The organism is Nocardia sp. NPDC049220 (genome assembly GCF_040647855.1).
GTDB lineage: Bacteria > Actinomycetota > Actinomycetes > Mycobacteriales > Mycobacteriaceae > Nocardia.
In genome coordinates this window covers 1,597,020-1,619,963 of sequence record NZ_JBEZDA010000001.1, presented here as the reverse complement: position 1 = coordinate 1,619,963, position 22,944 = coordinate 1,597,020, and the positions used below count along the sequence as shown (strand labels likewise).

Annotated in this window: 10 protein-coding genes; 1 reads left to right on the top strand and 9 read right to left on the bottom strand. The window is 68.2% G+C overall.

Going from position 1 to position 22,944, the window contains the following annotated elements; translation table 11 throughout:
• Window positions 1–55: 55 nt before the first annotated feature.
• The 8 genes from AB0C34_RS07200 to AB0C34_RS07165 all read right to left on the bottom strand — a co-directional run bounded on the left by AB0C34_RS07200 (window position 56) and on the right by AB0C34_RS07165 (window position 21,304).
• The gene (locus AB0C34_RS07200) at window positions 56–1,048 is read right to left on the bottom strand and encodes an ATP-binding cassette domain-containing protein (protein WP_357068291.1); all 993 of its coding nucleotides are present in this window, start codon (window positions 1,046–1,048) and stop codon (window positions 56–58) included.
• Window positions 1,045–14,721, bottom strand: a complete 13,677-nt coding sequence (locus tag AB0C34_RS07195; protein ID WP_357068289.1) for an amino acid adenylation domain-containing protein — start codon at window positions 14,719–14,721, stop codon at window positions 1,045–1,047. The genes AB0C34_RS07200 and AB0C34_RS07195 overlap by 4 nt, the downstream gene beginning before the upstream one ends.
• A gap of 352 nt (window positions 14,722–15,073) precedes the next feature.
• A complete protein-coding gene (lnt, locus tag AB0C34_RS07190) occupies window positions 15,074–16,747 on the bottom strand; it encodes an apolipoprotein N-acyltransferase (protein ID WP_357068560.1) in 1,674 nt (557 codons plus the stop codon).
• 34 nt (window positions 16,748–16,781) lie between these two features.
• Window positions 16,782–18,380, bottom strand: coding sequence for an amidohydrolase family protein (locus AB0C34_RS07185; RefSeq protein ID WP_357068287.1), 1,599 nt, complete (start codon window positions 18,378–18,380; stop codon window positions 16,782–16,784).
• 48 nt (window positions 18,381–18,428) lie between these two features.
• A complete protein-coding gene (locus tag AB0C34_RS07180; protein ID WP_357068285.1) occupies window positions 18,429–18,674 on the bottom strand; it encodes a hypothetical protein in 246 nt (81 codons plus the stop codon).
• A gap of 58 nt (window positions 18,675–18,732) precedes the next feature.
• The gene (locus AB0C34_RS07175) at window positions 18,733–19,215 is read right to left on the bottom strand and encodes an FxsA family protein (RefSeq protein ID WP_357068283.1); all 483 of its coding nucleotides are present in this window, start codon (window positions 19,213–19,215) and stop codon (window positions 18,733–18,735) included.
• A 95-nt stretch (window positions 19,216–19,310) separates the two neighbouring features.
• Complete coding sequence (locus AB0C34_RS07170; RefSeq protein WP_357068281.1) at window positions 19,311–19,970, bottom strand: response regulator transcription factor; 660 nt, start codon at window positions 19,968–19,970, stop codon at window positions 19,311–19,313.
• 161 nt (window positions 19,971–20,131) lie between these two features.
• Entirely contained in the window at window positions 20,132–21,304 is a 1,173-nt protein-coding gene (locus tag AB0C34_RS07165; RefSeq protein WP_357068279.1) for a histidine kinase, read from the bottom strand.
• 166 nt (window positions 21,305–21,470) lie between these two features.
• On the opposite strand from AB0C34_RS07165, the gene AB0C34_RS07160 reads away from it, so the two are divergent.
• Window positions 21,471–22,238, top strand: coding sequence for a TSUP family transporter (locus AB0C34_RS07160; protein ID WP_357068277.1), 768 nt, complete (start codon window positions 21,471–21,473; stop codon window positions 22,236–22,238).
• Here the strand turns inward: AB0C34_RS07160 and AB0C34_RS07155 are convergent, their stop codons facing one another.
• Window positions 22,239–22,886 carry a TetR family transcriptional regulator gene (locus tag AB0C34_RS07155; protein WP_357068276.1) on the bottom strand — a complete coding sequence of 216 codons (648 nt, stop codon included), beginning with the start codon at window positions 22,884–22,886 and terminating at the stop codon, window positions 22,239–22,241. It abuts the gene before it with no gap.
• Window positions 22,887–22,944 lie beyond the last annotated feature (58 nt).

Genomic DNA, 22,944 nt, shown 5'->3' with positions numbered 1-22,944 from the left:
GCCATTTTCGGGTCCGCTTCTCCCTGCGCGGACTCCTCCCCCACTACCGCGGTGCTCACGACATGATCTCCTCTTGTACGTCGTCGATTTCCGGCTCAGTGACCGGCTGATTGCTCACCTTCCCGGTGAGCGAGAGGAATACATCGTCGAGACTGGGTCGGTGCACGGTCGCGTCGACCACGCAGACGCCCGCGTCATCGAGTCTGCGCAGCGCCTCGACCATCGTGCGCGAGCCGTCACCGACCATCACCGACGCCTCATCGGTGCCCGTTTCGTGAATCGGCTCGCCGATCCCGGCTTGCGCGAGTACCGCGAGCGCGGGCCCGGCGTCCTGGCCTGCGGCCAATGTCACTGTGAGCCGGTCACCGCCGATCGAGGTCTTCAGCTCGTCGGCCGAGCCCCGGGCTATGACCCGGCCGTGGTCTATCACCGTGATCCGGTCCGCGAGCAGGTCGGCCTCTTCCAAGTACTGCGTAGTGAGCAGCACCGTGGTGCCGTCGTCGACGAGATCGCCGATGACACCCCACATGTCGAGCCTGCCACGCGGGTCCAGCCCGGTGGTCGGTTCGTCGAGGACCACCACCGCGGGCCGGGCGACCAGCGCGCCCGCTAGATCGAGCCGCCGAGCCATACCGCCGGAATAGGTGCCCGCCCTGCGGTTGGCGGCGTGCTCGAGCCCCAGCACGCTGAGCAGTTCCGCCGCCCTGACGGTCGCTTGTTTGGTCGACATCCCGTACAGGCGCGCCACCATGCGCAGGTTCTCGAATCCGGACAGATTGGCGTCGACCGCGGCGTACTGACCGGACAGGCCGATCCGCCGACGCGCCGCAGCGGGGTCGTGCAGGACGTCGATGCCCGCAACCCGCACCGATCCGGCGCACGGTTTCAGCAGCGTCGTGACGACCCGGACGGTCGTGGTCTTGCCCGCGCCGTTCGGTCCGAGTAGACCCATCACCGTGCCGGTGGGGATCTCCAGGTCGATCTCGTCCAGCACGCGGACCCGGCCGTAATTCTTGACCAGCCCGGTTACCTCCACCGCCAAGCTCACCTGTGTATCTCCTTCGTTTCCAGCCACGCGCGCAGTACCGGTCCGATGACCGCCAGCGAATCCGGCGTGGTCATCGCGGAGTGCTGACAGCGCAGCTCGTGATCGTGGATGTCACCGGTGACAAACGGCTGCCAGGAGCCGGCGCGTCGGTCCGGGTCGGCTCGGTTGATCGGGTCATCTCCGGCGGTGAAGAACAGCAGATCGCCCTCGAAGACGCGCGGACGGAAGCCGTGCGCGAGAACGGTGCCATTGGCGTAGCCGACATAGAGCCGCTCCAGATGCTCGACGGTCAGCGCCTGGAACGGTCCGGACCGCGAGCGCAGCAGTTCGGCCGCGTCGCGCAGGTTCATCGCCGGATCGATCTCCGCACCGACCTCGTCGCTGCCGAACTCGCCGATGATCTCGGCCACGCTCGGGATCGCATGCTCGAGCCATTCGTCGGAGAGCCGGTAGCTGTCCATCATCGACAGCAGCGCGACCTCATGACCCGCTTCTTGCAACTGCACCGCCATCTCGTGCGCGATCAATCCGCCCAGCGACCAGCCGAGCAGGTGATAGGGCCCCTGCGGCTGGACCGACCTGATGGTGGCCACGTAGTGGCTCGCGGCCTCGACGATCGAATCGTAGCCGCCTTCGCCCGCGACGTGCGGGGCTTGCAATCCGTACACCGGGCGGTCCGGTGCGAGGTGCGCGAGCAACCCTGAATAGCACCAGGCCAGCCCGATAGCCGGATGAATACAGAACAACGGCGCCTGGCTCGCGACCGTGCTCGGCCGGATGGGCAGCAGCGGCGCCAGTGCCGCGGCCATCGCCGCGCCCGGAGTGGCGTCTGCGCTGTCCAGCCGCGCCGCGATGGCCGCCGGGGTCGCGTCGCCGAACATCAGTTGCACCGGGAGGTCGATCCCGCTGTCGCGCAGGTGCGCAACGACTTTGGTGGCCAGTAGCGAGTTGCCGCCAAGTTCGAAGAACCCATCGTCCGCACCTACCGACTCCACGCCGAGCACCGCGGCGAACGCCGCGCACAACACCGCCTCGGTCGTGGTGGATGGCGCGCGAAAACCTTCGGAAGCGGTGAACACCGGCTCCGGAAGCGCCGTGCGATCCAACTTGCCCACCGGGCTCAGCGGCACTTCCTCGAGCAGCATGATCGACTGCGGAACCATGTAGTTCGGCACCAGTCCGCTGAGATGAGCGGTCAGTTCGGCTGCGGTGAGCGTGACGCCGGCGCGCGCCCGCACGTACGAGACCAGGGCCGTCGCGCCGGACGGCGTGCGATGTCCGATGGTGGTGGAGAACGCCACTGCGCCATGACGCGCGAGCGCGGTGTCGATCTCGCCGAGTTCGACACGGAAGCCGCGAATCTTGATCTGGTGGTCGGTGCGGCCGACATACTCGATCTCCTGCGCCGAACCCGCCCACCGGCCCACGGACGGCCCGGTATTCCGCGCTCCGGACCACCACCGCACCAAGTCACCGGTCCGGTACATTCGCTCGCCTGGTTTCCCGTATGGATTCGCGACGAACCGCTGTGCGGTGAGCCCCGGCTGATTCAGGTAACCGCGGGCCAGCGCTTCGCCCGCCAGGTGTAGCTCGCCGGTGACACCGACCGGGGCGGGATGCAGGCGCCGGTCGAGGACGGTGGCATTGACGCCGCGGATCGGTCCGCCGATGGTGATCGGCTCTCCCGGCGTCATCGGCTGCGAGATCACCGTGACGATCGTGGTCTCGGTGGGCCCATAGACGTTGTACAGGTTGCGGTTCGGCGCCCACCTGGTCACCAGATCCGGCGGCAGCGCCTCGCCTCCGACCAGCACGTGCCGCAGCTCGGTGACCCCACTAGGGTCGACCGTGCCCAACGCCGAGGTGGTGATGAACGCGTGTGTGATCCGCTCCTCGATGAACACCCGACCGAGTTCGTCACCACCGATCACGCCAGCGGGCGTGATCACCAACGTGGCCGCCCCACCGAGCGCGAGCAGCAGATCGAGCATCGCCGCATCGAAACTCGGCGTCGCGAAGTGCAGCACGCGGCATCCGGGCCGAACATCGAATCGGTGCGCGGTCTCGGCCGCGAAATTGGACAGCCCGCCATGGGTGACCACAACGCCCTTCGGCGTTCCGGTCGAGCCGGAGGTGTAGACCACATAGGCCGGGTTGTAGATGCGTAGTGGCGCGATCCGCTCCGAGTCGGTGATCGGCGCATCGGAGGCGTCGAGCACGAGGGTGCGGAATCTCGAATCATCCAGGGTGATCCACTCCACGCGCTCGGGCAGCTCGTCTCGGTATTCCGAGAGCGTGATGCCCAGCGCCGCACCGGAATCCGACAACATATGCGCGATGCGATGCTCCGGGTACAGCGGGTCGACCGGCACGAACGCGGCACCCGTCTTGGCCACCGCGAGCACCGTGGCCACCGATTCGACCGATCGCGGAATGCCCAGCGCCACCAGGGTCTCCGGACCGACGCCACGCCTGATGAGTACCCGAGCCAGCCGGTTCGTCCAGCGGTCCAGCGCGTGATAGGTGATGTCGGTGCCATCGGATACCAGCGCGACCGCGGCGCGGTCGACGTTCGCGGCCTGCTCGAACATCTGGGGGAAGGTGAGCGGACGATCTGGCTCCGCGCCGCGCACCGGGGCCAGTCCGAACCACTCGGCGGGATCGAGCAGTTCGAGGTCGCCCACGGCCGTGGTCGGGTTCGCGGCGACCGCGGCGAGCAGCCGGCACAGTCGCTTGCCGAGGCGCTCGGCGGTCGACTCGTCGAACAGATCCGCCGTGTAGTTCACCGCAAGGTTGATGCCCGCCGGATCTCGTTGCGGCGTTCGCGATTCGGTCAGCGTGAACTGGAGGTCGAACTTCGCGATGTCGGTCTCCACGTCGGCCGCCGCTATCCGGAGCCCGGGTAGCGACAACTCGCCTACCGGTTCGTTACGCACCGAGAGCATCACCTGGAACATCGGGTGATGCGCCTGGGACCTGGCCGGGTTGAGCACCTCGACGAGGCGTTCGAACGGAACGTCGGCGTGGGCGAAGGCATCCAGATCGGCATCGCGCACGGTGTGCAGCAAATCGGTGAAGCGGGCGCCGGGATCGATCCCGGTGCGCAACACCAGCGTGTTGACGAACATACCGACCATCCGGTCCAGCGCGGGATGGCCGCGGCCTGCAATCGGGGTGCCGACCGCGATGTCATCGATCGCGGTCACCCGATGCAGCAGCACCGCCAGCGCCGCGTGCAGCACCATGAACATGCTGACGTTGTTGCTGCCGGCAACCGCCACCAGCTCACGATGGGTGGCTGCGTCGACCGCGCATTCCACGGTGCCACCCCGGTAGGACGGCATCGGCGGACGCGGCCGGTCGGCGGGCACCGGAAGCAGCTCGGGAATGCCGTCCAGAGTGCGCCGCCAGTAGTCGAGCTGACGACTCACCGCCGAATCCGCGTCGTCTTCCATCCCGAGCAAATCCTGCTGCCACAGGGTGTAGTCGGCGTACTGGATTTCGAGCTCACCCCAGCCCGGCGTCGTGCCCGCGCACGCCGCGCGGTACGCCGTGGCCAGGTCTGCGGCCATCGGCTCGAGTGACCAGCCGTCCATCGCGATGTGGTGCACGACCACGACGAGAACGTGCTCATCGCACTCCCGGCCCGGGATGGTCGCCGTGGTGTCGCCCGACGGTGACACCGCGATCAGCCCGGCGCGGATCGGAACGGTGGTGGCCAGGTCGAATCCCGGTGCGGCGAAACGCCGTACGGCGCCGTCGATCTGGTCGGACGGCATCGTCGCGACGAACAGCGTGATCGCGGCGTCGACCGGGTCGAGGACGACCTGAGCGGGCGAACCGTCGGTCTCCGGGAACACCGTCCGCAGCGTTTCGTGCCTGGCCTGCACGCTGTGTAGCGCGCGGACCAGCGCGTCGGTGTCGAGACTGCCCTTCATCCGCAGCACGACCGGAACGTTGTACACGCCCGCCGACTGGTCCGTCGCGCCGCCACCGTTGAATCTATTCAGGAACCACAGCCGCTGCTGTGCCGCCGACAACGGAACCCGATCCGGACGAGGGCGGCGGACCAACGCGGGGTGCTGGTCGGCACCCGAGGCGCCGGCGGCCAGCAACTCGGCGAGTTCGGCGACCGTCGGCGAGGCAAACACGGTGCGCACCTCGAGCCGGACGTTCGTCGCCGCGGCCAGCCGGGCGACGAGTTGCGTGGCCAACAGCGAGTTTCCACCGCTGTCGAAGAAACTATCCTCGGCGTTCAGGCTGTCCACGCCGAGCAGTTCACCCATCACGTCGGCGACCAGGCGCTCGGAACGGGTCCGCGGCGGGCGGCCTTCGGCGTTCGCGATGATCCGCGGTTGCGGCAGCGCTTTCGTATCGAGCTTCCCGACCGGGTTCAGCGGGAGGGTTTCCAGCACAGTGATGCTCGCGGGCACCATATAAGCAGGCAGGCGCCGTGCTAGGGCGGCACGGAGGGCCTCGACATCCACCCCGGCGGATCGGTCGGCAGGCTGGACGTAGGACACGATTCGGTCCGCACCCGCAATGTGGCGCACCTCGGTGTGCGCGAACCGCACCGTGGGGTGGCCACCGAGCGCGACGCTGATCTCGCCGAGCTCGATGCGGAAACCGCGCACCTTCACCTGATGGTCGCTGCGGCCGAGGTAGACGATCTCGCCCGCCGCGCTCCAGCGCACGACGTCACCGGTCCGGTAGATCCTGGCGCCTGCCGGGCCGTACGGGTCGGCCACGAACCGCGTCGCGGTGAGACCGAATCTGCCGAAGTAGCCGCGCGTCACCCCGTACCCGCCGAGGTACAGTTCGCCGGGCACGCCGACCGGCACCGGACGCAGTCGCTCGTCGAGGACCAACGCCCTGGCACCACGCACCGGGCCACCGATGGTGATCATCTCGCCGACCCGCATCGGAGTGGAGGCGGTGATGACGACCGTGGTCTCGGTCGGCCCATAGACGTTGAACAGCAACCGCTCCGGCGCCCAGCGCGCCACCAGATCCGGACCGCACGCCTCTCCACCCACCATCAGCGCACGCAGGTGCGGCAGCGGCCAGCGTTCGTGATCGATGGTGGCCAGCGCGGCCGTGGTCATGAAGCCGTGACTGATCCGTTCGCGTTCCATCAATGCGGCCAGCTCGTCGCCACCGTAGATGTTCGTCGGGCAGATCACCATCGCCGCACCCGCCCCCACCGCGATCAACAGATCCAGAATCGCCGCGTCGAAGCTCGGTGTGGCGAAGTGCAACGTCCGGGAGTTCTCGTCGACCCCGGTCCGGTCGCGGATCTCGTCGGCGAGGTTGGACAGGCCGGCATGGGTCGCCGCGACACCCTTCGGTTGGCCAGTGGATCCCGAGGTGTAGATCACGTAGGCCAGGTCGGCCACCCGGATGCGGCGCGACCGCTCCCGGTCGTCGATCGGACCGTCGGCGTAGGCGTCCAGTTCGGCGGCGACTTCGGGGCTGTCCAGCAGTAACCACACGGTGTCGCGGTCTTCGGGGGCTCCGGCGCGCAGCTGCTCGGCGAACTTCGAGACCGTGATGCCGATCTCGCACCCCGAATCGGTGAGCATGTGCTGGATACGGTCCGGTGGGTACTGCGGATCGACCGGCACGAACGCGGCTCCGGCCTTGGCCGCGGCCAGCATCGCCACGACGGAGTCGATGGAACGGATCAGCCCTAGTGCCACTCGGCATCCCGGCCCCAGTCCGCGCGCGATCAGCGCCCGGGCCAACCGATTCGAGCTGTGGTCGACCTCGGCATAGGTCATCGATATCGCGCCGGCGCGCAGCGCGGCGTGGTGCGGATAGCGCTGCGCGGTAGTGGTGAAATACGTGGCCAGCGTGCACGGTGGGGCCGCCTGCGCGCCGCGCGACGGGGCAAGCGTGCGTCGCTCGCGATCGGTACGGACATCGATGTCGCGCACCAGGATACGTGGTTCGGCAGCTATGGTGGCGAGCACGCGCAGGAACCGGTCGGCCAGCGTATCGATCGTCATCGCGTTGAAAAGCTCTGTGGCGTAGACGAATTCGAAGGCAGTGCCGGTATCTCCCGCACCTACGTCGTAACCGAGGTTCGCGACCCGCAGTTCGAGGTCGAATTTCGCCAGCGCGATGTCCAATGCCTCGGCACGCAGCGCGAGACCAGGCAGCTCCAACTTCGGCACCGGGACGTCCTGCACGCTCAACGCGACCTGGAACAGCGGGTGATGACTGGCCGAGCGGACGCCGCGGCCGAGTTCCTCGACGACTCGGTCGAACGGGATGTCGGCGTGTGCCATCGCGGACAGTTCGGTGTCCCGGTCGGCCCGCAGCAGCGCGGCGAACGTACGGTCCGGGTCCACGTCGGAGCGCAGCACCACGGTGTTCACGAACATGCCGACCAGCTCGTAGAGCTTGGTGTCGGTACGGCCCGCGATCGGCGTGCCGATCGCGATGTCACGACCACCGGTGACGCCCCGCAGCAGCACCGCGAGCGCCGAACGCAGCACCATGAACATGCTGACACCTTGTTCACGGGCCAACTCGGCGAGAGCGCGCTGCACTGGATCGGGCACCGTGAAGCGCACCGTCGCGGCTTGATGCGTCGGCTCTGCGGGACGCGGCCGGTCGTAGGGCAGCGGCAGCTCCTGGGGCAGATCAGCCAGCGCGGTCCGCCAGTATTCCAGTTGGGTCCCTGCGACACTGTCCGGATCGCTCTCCTCACCCAGGCAGGCGCGCTGCCAGAGCCCGAAGTCGATGTACTGCACCGGAAGCGGCGTCCACGACGGCGCTTCGCCGGCCTGGCGCGCCGCATAGGCGGCGGCCAAGTCCCTGGTCAGCGGCCCGAGCGACCAGCCGTCCGCGGCGATATGGTGGAGCACGATGCCGAGCAGGTAGCGCTCGGGCGAGGTGCGCAGCAGCGACAGACGCAGCGGCGTCCGCGTGGTCAGGTCGAAACCGGTGCGCGCGAGATCCTCCAGCGCGGCTTTGGCGCCGGAGTCATCGATGTCCGCCGGCGCCAGGTTCGGTATCGCGCTCTCGATCGGTAGCACCACCTGCTGTGCGCCGTCGCCATCCTCCGGGAACACGGTACGCAGCACCTCGTGCCGTTCGACCAGGTCGGTCAGCGCGGCTCGCAGCGCGGGCACGTCCACCTCGCCCGCGATCCGGATCACGAAAGCGATGTTGTAAGCACTCGATTCGGGAGCATATCGATTGAGGAACCACAGGCGTTGCTGCGGGAGCGACAATGGTATACGTCCCGGACGTGGCGTCTGCACAGCCAGCGTCTGCCGCTGCGTCCGGGGCGCCAGCGTCAGCTGCTCGGCGACCCCGGCGATCGTCGGCGTATCGAAGATCGAGCGCACCGGCAGCTGCACGCCGAATTCCGTGTCCAGCGCGGCCGCCAGCCGGGTGGCGAGTAGCGAGTTGCCTCCGAGGTCGAAGAAGCTGTCTTCGGCGCCGGTGACCGGACGGCCGAGGACAGCGCCGAACACGCCCGCGACGCGCAGCTCGACCTCGCTACTCGGCGCACGGGAGGTACTGACCGCGGTGAACACCGGCTCCGGCAATGCTTTTCGGTCGAGTTTGCCTGCCGGGGTGACCGGAACCCGGTCCAGCACGGTGACCGAGGCAGGCACCATATAGCCGGGCAACCGCTGGCGCGCGGTCTCCACGATCTCGGTCGAATCGACCGCCGGGTCGGCCGCGATGTACGCGGCGAGCCGCAACTGACCGTGTTCGTCGGTGTGCGCCACGGTCAACGCGAACGTGACACCGGGGTGCCCGCGCAGGACATGGTCGATCTCGCGCAATTCGACGCGGAACCCGCGAATCTTGATCTGATCGTCGGCGCGGCCGAGGAAGCGCAACTGTCCCGACCGCTCCAGCACCACCAGGTCGCCGGTGCGGTACATCCGCTCGCCGCGCCTGCCGTGCGGATTGGCCGGGAACCGCTGCGCGGTCAGTCCGCAGCGGCTGTGGTAACCACGGGCCAGGCCGGGGCCTGACAGGTACAGCTCACCCTGCGTGCCCGGCGGCACCGGTTGCAGCCGGTTGTCCAGCACGAACAGCCGCATGCCGCGCACCGGGCGCCCGACCGGCACCGGTCGTCCCGGTTCCATCGGACCGGTCGCCGTGGCTGCGACGGTAGCCTCGGATGGTCCGTACATGTTGTGCATGCGGTGCCCCGCGGTCCAGGTTTCGACCAGTTCCTCGGAGCAGGCGTCGCCACCGACGATGACCGTCCCGAGTTCGGGGAGCCCTTCGTTCGGCACGGTGGCCAGTGCGGCGGGGGTGACGAAGGCATGTGTCACCCGCTCGTCGCGCAGCAACGTCGCCAGCTCGGTACCGCCGTACATGCCTGAGGGCGCGATCACCATCGTGGCGCCCGCGGCGAAGCCGAGCAGCAGCTCCAGCACCGACGCGTCGAAGCTGGGCGAGGAGAAATGAAGTGTCCGCGCTGAATCCGAGAGGCCGAACAGGTGGTTCTGCTCGCCGGCCAGCGACGCGATGCCCGCATGTGTGACCACGACCGCCTTGGGCGTACCGGTCGAGCCCGAGGTGTAGATGAAGTAGGCGGGGTGGCTCACCCGCATAGGGTGGTGTCGGTCGGCGTCGGTGATCGGGTCCGTCGCGGAACTCGCGAGTTCGCCGGCAAGCTCGTCGGAACCGAGCACCAACCAGTCGACGGAGGTCTTCCGGTGCTTGCCGCGTGGTGCGGGCCAGGCGGGCATGGCGGCCAAGCTGTCGGCGTCGGTCAGACCCAGCATGGCGCCGGAATCGCCGAGCATGTGCGCGATCCGCTCACCGGGGTAGCTCGGGTCGATCGGCACATAGGCCGCACCCGTTTTCGCGACCGCCCATACCGCGCTGATGGAGTCCAGGCCACGCGGCAGCGCGATCGCGACAACCATCTCGGGACCCGCGCCGTGCTCGATCAGAACACGGGCCAGCCGATTCGACCGCTCGTCGAGTTCACGGTATGTGGTGTCGGTGCCGAGGTAGCGCACCGCGACAGCGTCGGGCAGCCGGACCGCGGTGTCGGTGAGCAGCTTGGCCAAGGTGATCGGCGGCTCGCCGGGCGCGCCGGCCAGCGGAACCAGGTTCGCGGCTTCCCTGCGGTCCAGAAGGGGCAAATCACCGACCGGCCTACTCGGTGCGGCCACTCCCCCGCTCAGCACCGCGACGAATCTACGGGCGAACGACTCCACCGTCGTCTCATCGAAAATATCTGTGGCATAACCGAATTCAGCCGCCAAGGGGCCATCCGTCGCGTCATCGTGGACGGCCAGTTGCAAGTCGAATTTCGCGATGTCCGAGGCGATCGGCAGCACCGTGGCGCACACGTCGGGCAGGTCGATCCGGAGATCCGGCGTGCGGTCGTAGGACAGCATTACCTGGAACAACGGGTGCCGAGCCGCGGAACGCTCCGGATTGACCACCTCGACCAAGCGCTCGAACGGCACGTCGGCGTTGGCGAACGCGTTCAGATCGGTCTCGCGCACAACATCGAGCATGCGATCGAAACCCACGGCCGGATCGACCTCGGTGCGCAGCACGAGCGTGTTGACGAACATGCCGACCAGATCGTCCAGTGCCGGGTCGGACCGGCCGGCGATCGGGGTGCCGATGGCGATGTCGGTGGCCGCGCACAACCGCGACAGCACCGTGGCCAGCGCCGCGTGCAGCACCATGAACATGCTCACACCTCGGGTGGCCGCGAGTACGCTTGCGGCGCGGCGAATCTCGGGAGCGATGGTGAACTCGACCCGACCGCCGACGGTGGCCCGGTGTAGTGGGCGAGGGCGGTCCAACGGAAGGTCGAGCTGTTCGGGCAGCCCGGCCAGTGCCGAACGCCAGTGCGTCAGCTGGCGGCTGAGCGCGCTCGCCGGATCGGATTCCGCACCGAGTAGTTCGCGCTGCCAGAGCGCGAAGTCGGCATACTGCACCGGCAGCTGCGTCCACCGCGGCGGCGCACCCTTGGCACGAGCCGACACCGCCGTCATCAGGTCCCTGGCCAACGGCGCGATCGACCAGCCGTCGGCGCAGACATGGTGCAGCACGATGAGGAACACGTGCTGCCCCGGCCCGGTGCGATACAGCGCGACCCGGATCGGAGGTTGGCTGCGCAGGTCGAATCCGTATCCGACATACTCGGTGGCCAGTTCCACCACGTCCACAGCGGTGGCATCGATCGGATCGAGGGGCAGCGGAATCTCGTCAGCCGGGTGAATCCGCTGGAACGGCCCCTGTGGTGAGTCCGGAAACGTGGTGCGCAGGCTCTCGTGTCGTTCGATCACATCGACCAGGCCCGCGCGCAGCGCCGCTATATCCAGCGGGCCGTCGATCTGGACGGCCAGCGGCATGTTGTACGCGGCGGCGTGCTCGGCAAACCGGTTCAGGATCCATAGCCGCTGCTGCGCCTGGGACAGCGGGATCCGGTCCGGCCGCTCACCCGGCAGCAACCGCGGCGAGGAAGTGTCCGAGGTCTGCATGGCGAAGCGCTGGGTGAGGGCCGCGATAGTCGCGGCCTCGAACAGGTCACGGATGGTCAGCCCGGTTCCGAGCGCGGCGTTGATCCTTGCCACGGCACGCGCGGCGACCAGCGAGTTGCCGCCGAGGTCGAAGAAATTGTCTTCGACACCGACCTCGGCGGTGTCGAGGACCTCCGCGAAGATTCCGGCGAGGACCCGCTCCACCTCGGTACGCGCCTCGGCGATCGGCCGGTTCGGCCGCGAGCCGACGGCCGGCGCGGGCAGCGCCTTGCGGTCGATCTTGCCGTTCGCGCTCAGCGGTAGCTCGTCGAGTTCCATCAACGCCGTCGGAACCATGTAGCCGGGCAGCGTGCGGCGCAAGGCGGTGAGCAGCACGGCCGTGTCCAGTCGTGTCTCGCCCGCGCCGTCCTTCGCCGCGACCACGTAGGCGACCAGTTCGTCGCCGGTGCGCCCGGCGTGCGCGACGCAGACCGCTCGCGCTACCCGCTCGTCGTCGAGCAGCGCCGCCTCGATCTCGCCGAGTTCGATACGCAGGCCACGGATCTTGACTTGGAAGTCGCTGCGTCCCAGGTACTCCAGCACACCGGGCTCGGCCCCGGAATGGCCGACCTGCCAGCGCGCCAGATCGCCGGTGCGGTACATCCGTGCGCCCGGCGTGAACGGGTTGGCTACGAACCGATCCGCGGTCAGCCTTGGCTGGCCGACGTAGCCGCGGGCCAGCTGGACGCCCGCGAGATACAGCTCACCGGCTGCGCCCGGCGGGACCGGCCGCAGCCGCGAATCCAACACGTAGGTCTGGGTGTTCCATACCGGAGAGCCGATCGGTACACCGCTCGGATCGGGAGGACACGGCCAGTAGGTGACGTCGACGGCCGCCTCGGTCGGGCCGTACAGGTTGTGCAGCTCGGATCCGCGCAGCGCCACGTGGAAGTCGCGGATGGTGGCGGCGGGCAGCGCCTCACCACTGCAGAACACCCTGCGCAGACCGGTGCACTCACGCACATCGGTGTCGGTGACGAACACCGAGAGCATGGACGGCACGAAATGGGCTGTAGTGATGTTCTTTTCAGCGATCACCTGGGCCAGATACGCCGGATCCCGGTGCCCGTCGGGCGCGGCGACGACCAAGCGAGCCCCGATCTGCAACGGCCAGAAGAACTCCCACACCGACACATCGAAGGTGGCGGGCGTCTTCTGTAGCACCGCGTCGAAGTTGTCCAACGGGTACTCGTGCTGCATCCAGCGCAGGCGGTTGACGATCGCGGCGTGGGTCACACTCACGCCCTTGGGTTTTCCGGTCGATCCGGAGGTGAAGATGATGTACGCGAGGTGGTCGGGGCGCAGTTCGCCGTGACGATCGGCGTCGGTGATCGCCGCGCCTCCGAAGCGCGACAGGTCCGCCATGTCGATGGCCAACTGGCTGATGTCGTCCGGCAGATCGAGGTTGTCTCTGGCCGCGATGAGTACGCACAGGGGCTCGGCCTGGTGCACGATCTGGCCGATCCGCTCAGCGGGGTGCTCGGGGTCCAGCGGCAGGTAGGCTGCGCCTGCCTTGACGATCGCGTACATGCCGACGACGAGATCGATGCCGCGGCGAAGGCACAGACCGACTGTCGTGTCCGGGCCGGCGCCGCGCGCGATCAGCAGCCGGGCCAGGCGGTTGGAGCGCTCGTCGAACTCGGCATAGGTGAGCGTCTCGTCATCGAATTCGAGCGCGATCGCGTCCGGGTCGGTGGCGACGCGCTCGGCAAACAGGCTCGCCAGCGTGCCTTCCTGCTTCGGCGCCGCGGTGGCGTTCCATTCGTGCACCACTTGGTCTCGCTCGGCATCGGTGATCGCGACGAGCGATTCCGCGCGGGTATCCGGATCCGCGTCCAGGAACCGGGTCAAGAAGTCGAGGTACCGCGCGTGGTGGCCGGCGACCTCGCTCTCGCTGTACAGCTCGGGATTGGCCTCGAAGTCGACGTGGATGCGATTGCCCGCACCGTTGTAGAGGTTGATCGACAGATCTTCGACCGGGCCGGTGGCCAGCACATTGAGCGAGCCGACCAGACTGCCGAACCGCAACTCGTCGTGGAACAGCATGACATTGACCATCGGCCCGAAGAATCCGCGCGCGTCACGGGAGTAACCGCAGTCGCGCCGGATGTCGTCGTGGCGGTAACGCTGATGCCGCAGGGCACCGGTGATCTGCAGCTCGACCGCTTTCACCAGTTCGGCGAGCGTGGTCTCGCTGCCGAACTTCAACCGGATCGGCACGACATTGGACACCACACCCGCCGAGCGCCGCAGCGATACCGTGGTGCGCGCCGAGACCGGCAGGCTCAGGACCACATCGGGGTTCCCGGTCACCGACCGGACGTAGGCGCCGAGTGCCGCAACGAACAGAGCGGAGTCGGCTGTACCGTACGTCCTGGTCGCGCCATCCATCGCGGCCCGGCATGCGTCGTCCAGTACGGCAGGTGCCAGCCGGCGGCCCGCCGCGTGGGTGGCTGTGGTGACCGTGATGCCGCCCAGACTCATCGGCTCGCCGACGCCGTCCAACTGCTCGAGCCAATACTCGCGGTCGCTGTTGAACCGGCTGGATTCGCGGTAGCGCGCCTCGTCGGCGTAGATCTCCGCCAGCGGTGTCGCACGGGAGACGACCGGTTCGGCCCGGTTCTCCAGCGCGGTGTAGATCTCCGCGGTCCGGGTCAGCGCGTTCATCGCGCCGTAGCCGTCGATGACGATGTGGTGGCCGCGGGCGTACCAGATGTAGTCGAGATCGCCGGTCCGCAGCACCACGTTGGTAGTGAGCGGGTCACGCTCCACATCGATCGGCGAGTTCGCGTGCTCGTTCATCCAGCTCAGCGCCGCCGCGTGCGGATCGACCTCCGAGCGCAGGTCGATGCGGCCCCACCCGGGCCGATGGGCCGGGTCGACCAGCTGATACGGATTGCCGTCGATCTCCACCAACCGGACGTGACCCACCTGGGTCTCGGCGCCGAACCGCTCGATGGCGTACAGCAGACGTCCGGCGTCGAGGTCACCGTGGATCTCGACGTACTGGGCGATGGTCAGCGGCACGTCAGGACGGATGCGCTGGGCGTACCACAGGGCCGTCTGTGCGGGTGACAGAGCAAACGGTTGTGCCGAAGATTCGCCGGATGAACATTGGTCTACGCGATCCGTGGCCAATGAGCTCATCAATCACTCCGTTCTGCCGCTGTTGACGCAACTCCCCGAGCACCGCCACAGCAAGCGCACGCGCCAGCCGTAGGACGTGATCCACGCCCTATGATTCGGAGCCTCACATCGGCCGGATTGCCAGCGTGTTGGATTTGTTTCACATCCAACGACCTTGGCGGAAGGCCACTTTGGGTAGCTACATCTCCGCTAATCGCGGGACTACAGCGGATAGACCGGAAGAAAAACCTGGGCTGACCGTATTTTGCGGCACGATTTCACGGCCAGGTCTGGTCACATAGCAAACGATGCGCATTACTCTGCCGCACCCAATTTTCGGGCGGACAGGGGCTGAAACATACCGAATGTTCGGTTAGCGCTCGCGCCGCTCGACGGTCGATCGACGACAAATCGTGACATTCGGGTCGGCCGGAGGAACGCCGCGCACAGATCTCCGTCGGACGACCGCGGCTAGCACAGCGGCAGCGGTCAGAATAGCGAATACTCGCTCCGGAATGGGTCCAATCCGTGTTGCCGGAGTGTTGCCCTCGCGCAGCGGGAGTTTCGCGACCAGAGCGGCGGGCACGAACATCGGCGTTTCCTGCCGAACGCTGCCGTCGGCCGCGATAATCGCACTGACCCCTGAGGTGGCCGCCACGACCAACGCTCTGCCGTGCTCGACGGCACGGATGCGCGACATGGCCAGCTGCTGGTAGGTCATCTCACTGTCGCCGAACGTCGCGTTGTTCGTGGGTACGGTGAGCAGTTGGGCGCCCGCGCGCATCGCGTCTTCGAACGACCGGTCGAAGGCCACTTCGTAGCAGGTAGCCACGCCGATGTCGATGCCTGCCGCATGCACGACACCGTCCCCGTCACCCGGCACGAAGTATCCGGCTCGGTCGGCGTATTCCGAGAACAGACGGAAGAAAGCGCGCATCGGCAGGTATTCGCCGAACGGCTGGATGATCTTCTTGTCGTGCCGCTCCCCGGGCCCGGCCCGACCATTCCACACGATCACCGAATTGGTGGTGGTCCGGTCGGAGTTCACCAGCACCGCGCCGACCAGGATTGGTGCGTGGATCTGTTCGGAGGCCGCGGTGATCAAGGCGAACGCATCGGCGTTGCGGAGCGGATCGATGTCGGAGGAATTCTCCGGCCAGATGACCACGTCGGGCTGCGGCAACCGGCCTGCCGCAACGTCCCTGGCCAGCTCTTCGGTACGCCGGACATGATTGTCCAGCACGGCACGCCGCTGTTCGTTGAAGTCCAGTCCCAACCGCGGCACACTGCCCTGGATCGCAGCCACCGTGATCGTGCGGTCCCCAGCGTCCGGTGCCGGCAGGGTAGCCCGCAGCAGCAGCCCCGCGACCGGCATGACGGTCAGAGCGACAGCCGCGAGGGCACATCTGCCCCATGGCACCGGACCGCGACCCTCGACCGCGCCGGGCGCACTCTTCTCGACATCAACGGATGGCGCGTCAGCCACGGTACGGTGTCCGGCGCGAGACGTCCGACTCGACCAGAGCAAGCGCGCCAAGGCGGCCGCGCTGGTTCCGGTGAGCGCCACCGCGAATCCGACCAGCGGTGCGCCGCCGATCGCCGCCAGCGGCAGGAACCAGCCGTCGGCCTGGCCGAACGCGACACGGCCCCAGGGAAATCCGCCGAACGGGAAGCTGGACCTGCCCCACTCCGCCGTCGTCCAGGCCAGTGCCACCCACAGCGGCCAGCCGGGCAGCACGCCGACGAGCCGGGCGACCAGGCCGAACAAGCCGATATACCCGGCGCAGGCGGTGGACAGCGCCAGCCATGGCACCGGTCCGACGTAGATACCGGTCCATGGCAGCAGTGGAAGGAAAAAACCCGCGCCGGCGAGGAATCCGTACCCGAAACCCGCACGCAAACGTCCGCTGCCGCGCACAACGAGTGTGAGCACCGCGATCCCCAGTGGCGCGAGAAACCACCACGGCCGTGGCGGGAAGCTACCGAACAGCAACAGCCCGGCCGAGATTGCCGCCACCGACCGCGGCACTGTCGGATACCGGCGCATCGAGACCGTCGCCCTCGCCACCACATCCCACCGCTCACGCCGCATAGATCGTCGCTCCACGGTGTACGGTGCGCAAGCAGGTCGGCAGTGGTGAATCCGATTGCATCGGAGGCAGTCCCGGAACACGCGACCTGGGGTCGGTCGACCAGCGCTGCACCGAGTCGGCGGCAGCGGCGACCACCAACTCGTCGACATCCCAGACCGCATACGAGGCGGGAGCTCCAGGAACAAGGGTTCCCGCCAGGCCGTCGCGGACTCCGCCCGCACGCCACGCGCCGCGCGTAGCCGCGGCGAAGGCGGCGCGCGGGGACAGGCCATGACCCGGCGTGCGGTGGTTGGCCGCGGCGCGCACCGCCGCCCACGGGTCAAGTGCCGTGACCGGCGCATCGGAGCCGATCGCCAGAGCGACACCGGCGGAGGCCATGGCCGCGAACGGGTTCAACGCCGCCGCGCGATCAGCGCCTAACCGCGCGGCATACATGCCGTCGCGGCCGCCCCAGGCCGCGTCGAATCCCGGTTGCACACTGGCGATCACGCCCCACGCCGCGAGCTTCGCGATGTGCTCGGCATCGATCGACTCGGCGTGTTCGACCCGGTGCCCCAGGGCGGCGACAGCGGGGCCGCCGAGTTCGGCGGCCACCCGCCCGAAACCGGTCACGATCGCATCCATCGCCGCGTCGCCGATCACATGGAAGCCGGCCTGGATGCCCGCTGCGGTGCAGGCACGGACATGATCGGCGATGGCGTCGACATCGAGATAGCTTCGGCCGGAACCGGGCCCGTCGGTGTATGGCGCACGAAGCCACGCGGTGTGCGAACCGAATGAGCCGTCGACGAACAGATCGCCGCCCAGTGCGTGCACGCCGAGTTCCGCGACCAGAGCGCGCGCTTGCTCGGCGCTGCGCACCGCCTCACCCCAGTACGCCCGGACCTGGACACCATGGGTGAATTCGAGCAGCTCGCGAACATCGGCGGACCCCGCGATCTCCGGGCCCGCGCACTCGTGCACCGCGACGACACCGCACGCGGCCGCGTGGTCCAGCGCCGCACGGCGCGCCTGATCTCGCTGCGCTCGCGACAGCCGTGCGAGCACGGCGGAACGCACCACATGGTGCGCGGTGGCGCGGACCGGCTCACCGCGGGTGAACCCGTCCGCCGAGGCCACCGCGGGCAGCGTGTCCAGCAACGCTGAGGACGCGACGGCGGAGTGCGCGTCCACCCGCGCGAGGTAGACGTGCCGACCGGCACCTGCCGCTCGGTCGATCTCCTCGACCGTCGGCGGCCGTCCCTCCGGCCAGGTGGTCTCGTCCCAGCCGTCGCCCAGGATGACGCCTTCGCGGTGCGCAGCGGCGAACTCCCCCAGCAGGGACAGGCACTGCTCGAGCGACCTGGCTGTGGACAAGTCCAGGCCGATCAGTTTCAAGCCCAGCGCCGTGACATGCACATGCGGGTCGACGAACGCAGGCGCCACGAAGGCGCCGCCGACATCGATGATCTCCGCGTCCGGGTGCAGCGCCCGTCCCGGTTGTTCCGCGCCCAGCCAGACCACGGTTCCGTCGGTCACCGCCATCGCTGTGGCGTCGGGTGAACTCGCACTGTAGAAACGACCGCCGATCAGCAACTGGGTACTCACGAGGCACCAGTCTGCCGTATGCCCGATCGGGAGGTTCAGGTCAGCCGTTCAGTGCCGCGGGCGGGACAGATCCTCGGGGTGAGCCAGCACGGCCATCACCTCCGCGTACCCCGGCGGGGCGATCCCCGTCCCGTTCGACGCCGTGCCTGCGCAGCCCGCTTCCATGGCGATCAGTTCCAGCCGCAGCGCCGCGGCCGTGAACCCGGAAATCGACTGTCCCGCATTGGCCGCCGCTCGTCGCACCGCAGCGGCCAACTCCTCGCTCACCGTGACGGTGAGTTGCTCGATGGCCATCGCGTCACGATAGACCCTCGAGGCGGTGCGCGGAACCGGGCATGTCGACTTCAGCCGATCAGCGTTTGGTCAGCGCGCGGTGGGCATCGCCCTGCCCGTCGTCGTACCACTGCCGGACCACGTCACCGTCGATCACCTCGTCACCGTCGATCACCACGCCGCGGTAGGGCGCCGGCGCCGCTAACCGGCCCAAACGCCGTGCCGCGAACGCCGTGACCAGCGGGCGCATCAGGAAACGGGTCACAGGCAGCAGCAGAAGCAGGCCGAACAGCGAGGTGACCAAGCCGGGCACGAACATCAGCAACCCGCCCGCGGCGACCAGCGCACCGTCGGCGACCGCGGTGCCGGGCGCGATCTCACCGCGCCCGGCCCGCCGGAACTGCTCGAACACCCGCCGCCCCTGCGAGCCCACCAGCAGCATGCCCGCGGCGGAGCCGGCGATCAGCAGCAGAATGGTCGGCACCACACCGACCAGGTGACCGACAGCGACCAGGGCGGCGATCTCGACAACGGCATACAGCACGAACAGCAGGGCGGGCATGGGCGATCCTTTCGGATGATCTATTGCTGTCAACGCTCAGCGCCCGCGTTTTTCTCCCCGGTCGGCCTGAGAGAACTCTGAGATCCGCCCGCGGGTCAGCCGCCAGGGCGAACCAACCCCGTCTCATAGGCCAGCACGACCGCTTGTACCCGGTCGCGCAGACCAAGTTTGGTGAGCACCCGGCCGACATGCGTCTTGACCGTGGCTTCCGACAGGTACAGCTGCGCGGCGATCTCGGCGTTGGAGCGCCCCGCCGCGATCTGTTCCAGCACCTCGCGCTCGCGGACAGTGAGTACCGCAAGGACCCCGGGGTCGCGCATCCGCGCAGGATCCTCGGCGATGAGCCGGCCGAGCAGGCGTTTGGTGACCTTCGGCGACACCACAGCGTCACCGGCGGCGACGCTTCGGATGGCCGAGATCAGGTCCTCCGGCGGCGTGTCCTTCAGCAGGAATCCGCTCGCCCCGGCGCGCAACGCCCCGAGCGCGTGCTCGTCCAGGTCGAAGGTCGTCATCACCAGCACCCGGCTCCCGTGCCCCGCCCCCACGATGCGCGAGGTGGCGGCGACGCCATCGACGACGGGCATCCGCACATCCATCAGCACGACATCGGGCCGCAGTTCTGCCGCTCTGGCGACGGCGGCGGCGCCGTTGGCGGCCTCGCCGATCACCTCGATGTCGGGGTGTGCGCCGAGCACCATCTTCAGCCCCATCCGCATGAGTTCCTGGTCATCGACAACGAGAACGGTGATCGGCACCTCCCCAATCTAACGTGACCGTTGCGACACGCTGGTTCACCGGTCGCGCGACGATCCGGTCCACTCACGCTGACACACGGCGTGGTCGAAGGCCGAATCTTCTTGACATGCACCGGGATTCGCGTCATTCCGGCCTCCGAGGCACACTGTCTCGGCGCGGCTCACTCCCACAAGCCGGGCTGAAGCGGGATACTCGCGTACACCTGCCAAGCGCCGTCCGGATTGCGGCCCGCCTCGAGGCTGCCGCCGAGCACCGCGACGCGCTCGCGCATCCCGACCAACCCAAGACCACTTCCCTCGATCCGAGTGCCCGGCTCGTGCAGCGGCACGCCGCCGGAGTCGGTGATGTCGATCAGAACGTCGGAGTCGGTGCGTCGGACGCGGACCCACGCCTTCGGATGCGGACCCGCGTGCCGCAGCGTGTTGGTCAGCGATTCCTGCACGATTCGGTGTACGCCGAGGCTCACCTCCGGCGCTATGTCGTCGAGCGCCCCGGTCAGCTCCAACTCGACGGCAAGGCCGGTGCCACGCATCACCTCCACGACCTTGGCGATGCCCGTAGTGCCGTGCTGGGGCAGTTGATCGGGCGCGTGCTCGGTGCGCAGCAGCGCCACCGTCCTGCGCAGCTCGCGCAGCGCCTCGCGGCCGGTGCTTGCGATGATGGTCAGCGCCTGTTCCGCAGCGTTCGGGTCACGGCGCAGCGCGTACTTCGCACCGTCGGCCTGCACGATGATCACGCTCACCGCATGCGCCACGACGTCGTGCAGTTCCCGAGCGATGCGCGTGCGTTCGGCCGAGACGGCGTCGTGCGCGCGGCGCTCTTTGTCATAGTCGGCGACGGCCAGCCGAGCCGCGACCTCGGTGTCGTAGGCGTGCCGTGCGCCGATGAACTCCGCGAGCGTCCAGCACAGCGCGAAGAACATGACCGTGAAGATGATGTCGGACCCGGCGGGTTTGTGCATCGCCGCGATCGACAGCATGAGATCGATCACAAGTCCCAGCCCGTACCACAGGCCCTCGCGCCGGCCCACGTAGGCGACCAGCGTGTACAGCAGGATGCCCTGCGAGAGCAGCGCGATGTGGTCGGCGTGGTCGTCGGTGAGGAAACCGATCAGCGACGCGATCAGAGACAACCCGAGGGTGCAGGCCGCCATCGCCCGCGGGTACACGCGACGCAATACCACCGGCAACGGAAGCAGAGCGCCGATCGCCAGATAGGCGAACTTGTTGTGGGCGTTGCCAACACCGAGGATCTCGAACAGCAGCAGCAGCATCGCGAGCACCGAATCGGCAACGATGGGCTTGCCACGAAGCCACAAACTGAACCGGCGCACCAGTTCAGGGTAGGTGCCGAACAAGCCTCGTCCGCCGGACGCGTCGCACGGCTGCTGATCCGCGCGGTGAATGACGCACATCCGGACGCCTGGGCGGCGGGGCACCCTGTCGCGCCGCCGCCGTCCCTGACGCGCACACGACCACGCAATCTGGTTCTCTGGCCCGGTGCAGATAGGTGATTGGGCGGTGCTGTTGACGGCGGCGACGGCCGCGGGGTGGGTGGACGCGGTGGTGGGCGGCGGCGGATTGATCATCCTGCCGACGCTGTTGCTGGTGTCGCCGGGCATCGCTCCGCAAACGGCGCTCGGCACGAACAAACTCGCGGCGGTCGCGGGAACGAGCGCTTCGGTGGTGACCTTCGCGCGCAAGGTACCGATCCGGTGGCGGGTGCTAATTCCCGCCGCGGTGATCGCCGCGGCCACCGCCGGGACCGGCGCGGCCGCGATCTCGCTGATCGACCGCGACCTGTTCATCCCGATCGTGCTGGTAGTGCTCGTCGGGGTCGCCGTCTTCGTCACCCTTCGACCGTCGATCGGCGTCACGCTCGCCACCCACCCACCGACGCGCCGCAAGCTCGTCCTCACGGTGGCGCTCGCGGCCGGACTGATCGGGTTCTACGACGGCCTGCTCGGTCCCGGCACCGGCACCTTCCTGATCATCACCTTTGCCACAGTGCTCGGCACCGAGTTCGTGCGAGCCGCGGCCATGGCGAAGGTGATCAACTGCGGCTCGAACGTCGGCGCGCTGGTCTTCCTCGCCGCGACCGGCCACATTCTGTGGGCGCTCGGCATGACGATGGCGGTGGGCAATGTGCTCGGCGCGATCGTCGGCGCGCGCATGGCACTGCGCAACGGCGCCGAGTTCGTGCGGATCGTCTTGCTGGTGGTCGTGATCGGGATGGTGATCCGGTTGGGTTGGCAGCAACTCGGCTGATCAGCCCACCGAATCGACGCGGTGTGGGCTGAGCCAAGGTTGTAGTACCTGCGAGGTCGCCTTGTGCATGAGGCGGTTCAGGTGTTCGCCGTCCTCCGCCCCGCCCAGCGGCTGCTGGAACAACACCGTGAGCGCACCCGAGACCGCACCGACTACCGCACCGACCAGCGCTGCGGCGCCGACCTCGTCGAATTCGGCAGGGAACGCCACGTGCAACTGCCTCGCGATCTCGCGCTGCGTGACCAGCTGGGCGTGCGCCGCCCGGCCACTCACCGACGGCACCGTGCGCGACACCTCGGCGCGCAGCGCCGCGATCCGAGGGCTGAGGTCGTCCATCAAATGCTCGGCGGGGTTGTCGCCCGCGGCGCGCAATGCGCGTAGCAATACCTCCACCGGGCGTTCCCCGGGGCGCCTGCTCGCGATCGCCGCGACCGCGGCCCGCACCCGGTCGTCGGACTCCGGGAACAGTAGCTCTTCCTTGCTGCCGAAATAGTTGAAGAACGTGCGGGTGCCGACGTCCGCCGCGGCGGCGATATCGGCCACCGTCGTCTCGTCATAGCCTTGGGTTTCGAACAGCTCGGCAGCAGCCTCGAGCAGAGCTCGGCGGGTACGTTCGCGTTTGCGGTCACGGAGGGCGGATGGCGGCACGCGGGCACAGTACGGCATCCGGCGAGTGACACGCCGTAAGCTCGGTTTCGCGCGCGCC

Bases quoted from the DNA above. Each gene is read 5' to 3' on its own strand.
- AB0C34_RS07195 (WP_357068289.1), bottom strand. From the start codon at position 14,721: ATGAGCTCATTGGCCACGGATCGCGTAGACCAATGTTCATCCGGCGAA.
- lnt (WP_357068560.1), bottom strand. From the start codon at position 16,747: ATGCGCCGGTATCCGACAGTGCCGCGGTCGGTGGCGGCAATCTCGGCC.
- AB0C34_RS07180 (WP_357068285.1), bottom strand. From the start codon at position 18,674: ATGGCCATCGAGCAACTCACCGTCACGGTGAGCGAGGAGTTGGCCGCT.
- AB0C34_RS07175 (WP_357068283.1), bottom strand. From the start codon at position 19,215: ATGCCCGCCCTGCTGTTCGTGCTGTATGCCGTTGTCGAGATCGCCGCC.